General features: G+C 68.6%; 5 protein-coding genes. 4 read left to right on the top strand and 1 reads right to left on the bottom strand.

What is annotated here, in order from left to right; translation table 11 throughout:
* Positions 1-36: 36 nt before the first annotated feature.
* From ACIHFB_RS45810 to ACIHFB_RS45800, 3 genes are all read left to right on the top strand, one after another.
* Positions 37-246: an acyl-CoA carboxylase epsilon subunit gene (locus tag ACIHFB_RS45810; protein WP_365288692.1), complete on the top strand. Its 210-nt coding sequence runs from the start codon at positions 37-39 to the stop codon at positions 244-246.
* A 110-nt stretch (positions 247-356) separates the two neighbouring features.
* Entirely contained in the window at positions 357-485 is a 129-nt protein-coding gene (gene mmpB / locus ACIHFB_RS45805) for a morphogenic membrane protein MmpB (RefSeq protein WP_365288689.1), read from the top strand.
* Positions 486-508: 23 nt separating this feature from the next.
* The gene (locus ACIHFB_RS45800) at positions 509-1,129 is read left to right on the top strand and encodes a nucleoside triphosphate pyrophosphatase (protein ID WP_365288687.1); all 621 of its coding nucleotides are present in this window, start codon (positions 509-511) and stop codon (positions 1,127-1,129) included.
* On the opposite strand, the gene ACIHFB_RS45795 is transcribed toward ACIHFB_RS45800, so the two are convergent.
* Positions 1,098-1,577: a hypothetical protein gene (locus tag ACIHFB_RS45795; protein WP_365288685.1), complete on the bottom strand. Its 480-nt coding sequence runs from the start codon at positions 1,575-1,577 to the stop codon at positions 1,098-1,100. The two genes, ACIHFB_RS45800 and ACIHFB_RS45795, sit on opposite strands and share 32 nt — an antisense overlap.
* A gap of 364 nt (positions 1,578-1,941) precedes the next feature.
* Here ACIHFB_RS45795 and ACIHFB_RS45790 point away from each other — a divergent pair.
* Positions 1,942-2,042: biotin carboxylase N-terminal domain-containing protein (locus ACIHFB_RS45790; RefSeq protein ID WP_158786612.1), on the top strand; the 101-nt coding region annotated here is incomplete at its 3' end.

Here is a 2,042-nt window from a genome sequence, read left to right as displayed (position 1 = left end):
GAAGAAGCACGGCAACATCCCCCTCTAGGAGCCACCATGACCATCAAGGTCGTACGGGGCAACCCGACCCCGGAGGAACTGGCCGCCGCCCTGGCGGTGGTCAGGGCCCGCACGGCGGCGGCAGGAGCCGAGCCATCCGGCGCAGCAGGAGACAGAGACTCCTGGTCGGACCCGGCAAGAATCGCGGCGCAGCGCGTGCCCCAGCCGGGGCCCTCGGCATGGACCCGCACTTATTGGCCGGGCTAGGCACAGCCCACCCAGGGGCGCGGGGAACCGCGCACAGAAGTACAACACTGGGTACCGATTTGAGTACGGCTACTCAGGCGCCGCCCTCTGCCCAGCCGCACGCTGGTGACATGCTGTGGTCCGACCCCGAGAACGAACCCCCGGAGGAACTGCGCGAGACGCAGAACATGCTCCGCCGGCTCGGCGTTCTCATGGCCCTGGCCATGGTGCTGGCCATGATCGTGATCGGCCTGGGCTGAGCGGCAGCGACTACGCTGAACGCATGACAGACGCGCCGCCCCGCCGCCTTGTGCTCGCCTCCCAGTCCCCCGCCCGCCTGAACCTCCTCCGCCAGGCCGGACTGGCCCCGGAAGTGATCGTCAGCGGTGTGGACGAGGACGCCGTCACCGCACCCACCCCGGCCGAGCTGGCCCTCGCGCTCGCCGAGGCCAAGGCCTCCGTGGTCGCGGCCAAGCCGGAGGTCCTCGGCGCGCTGGTGATCGGCTGTGACTCGGTGCTCGACCTGGACGGCGAGGCCCTCGGCAAGCCCGCCGACGCCGAGGAGGCCACCGCCCGCTGGAAGGCGATGCGCGGACGCGCGGGGACCCTCCAGACGGGGCACTGCGTCTACGACACGGTCACCGGCCGGTATGTCTCCGCCACCGCCTCCACCGTCGTCCGCTTCGGCGAGCCGACCGACGAGGAGGTCGCCGCGTACGTCGCCTCGGGCGAACCCCTCTATGTCGCCGGGGCGTTCACGCTCGACGGCCGGTCGGCGCCGTTCATCGACGGCATCGACGGCGACCACGGCAATGTGATCGGCATCAGCCTGCCCCTCGTACGCCGGCTGCTGGCCGAACTCGGCGTTCGGATCACGGAGTTGTGGGCGCCGGCCCAGGGGTGACCGGGGAGCCGCCGTTGCCGGGCTTGCTGTCCTCGGGTTCCCGGGCGGCGGGCCCCTCCTCGGCGTCGTACGTCATCAGCAGCAGCACGACGAGGCCGAGCACCAGCATCATGAACAGGAACGCCGGCCAGCCCACCAGGCCCCAGGTGAAGGCGCCCAGCAGGCCGTGCACCACGGCGCAGCTGATGAGCAGGACCCGGCCGAAGCCGGCGGGGCGGTGGCCGCGCAGGGCCACGAGCAGGGCGACCAGAGCGCAGAAGGCGAAGTAGAGGCCGAAGACCACGCCGCCGATCTTCGAGGACAGGGACATCATGTCCGGGTCCAGACCTGCCAGGGACATGTCCTGGCGATCGACGACCACCCCCAGGAACCAGTTCAGTGCGGCGATGAAGAGCGCCTCCACGAACAGCACGACCGCCACGACCCACGCCACCGGTCTGCGCACCACCGGTCCCCACCCACTCTCAAGCCGAGCACTTGTTACCTCGAGTACGTTCGATACAGCGTGAACGCTACTAACGGGTAAACCGCGGGACAAGGGTTCTACGGAGGGCAAAGAATCGTTGGGCCATTCGTAGGGACTCCACAAAGAAACAGAGTGTGGCGCAGCACGCTCTCACAGAGACCTTGACCACATCGGGGGGCTAGGGTTTTCGGGAGGAGTCCTGCGTACCGAGGTGCGACAAGGGATTTCGCAGGTCGAGCAAGCCTCGTATCACGCTCCGTGTGGGCAAGCTCACCATTGGGGACGGGTCGAAGTGTCGTGTCGGCAGTCCCTAAACTCGGCTTGTTTCAAGGAGGGAGCCTCAATCGTGCGCAAGGTGCTCATCGCCAACCGTGGCGAAATCGCTGTCCGCGTTGCCCGGGCCTGCCGGGATGCCGGTATCGCGAGCGTGGCCGTGTATGCCGACCC

This window comes from Streptomyces sp. NPDC051963 (assembly GCF_044593495.1).
Taxonomy (GTDB): Bacteria; Actinomycetota; Actinomycetes; order Streptomycetales; family Streptomycetaceae; genus Streptomyces.
This window is presented reverse-complemented; position numbering and strand designations above follow the sequence as displayed.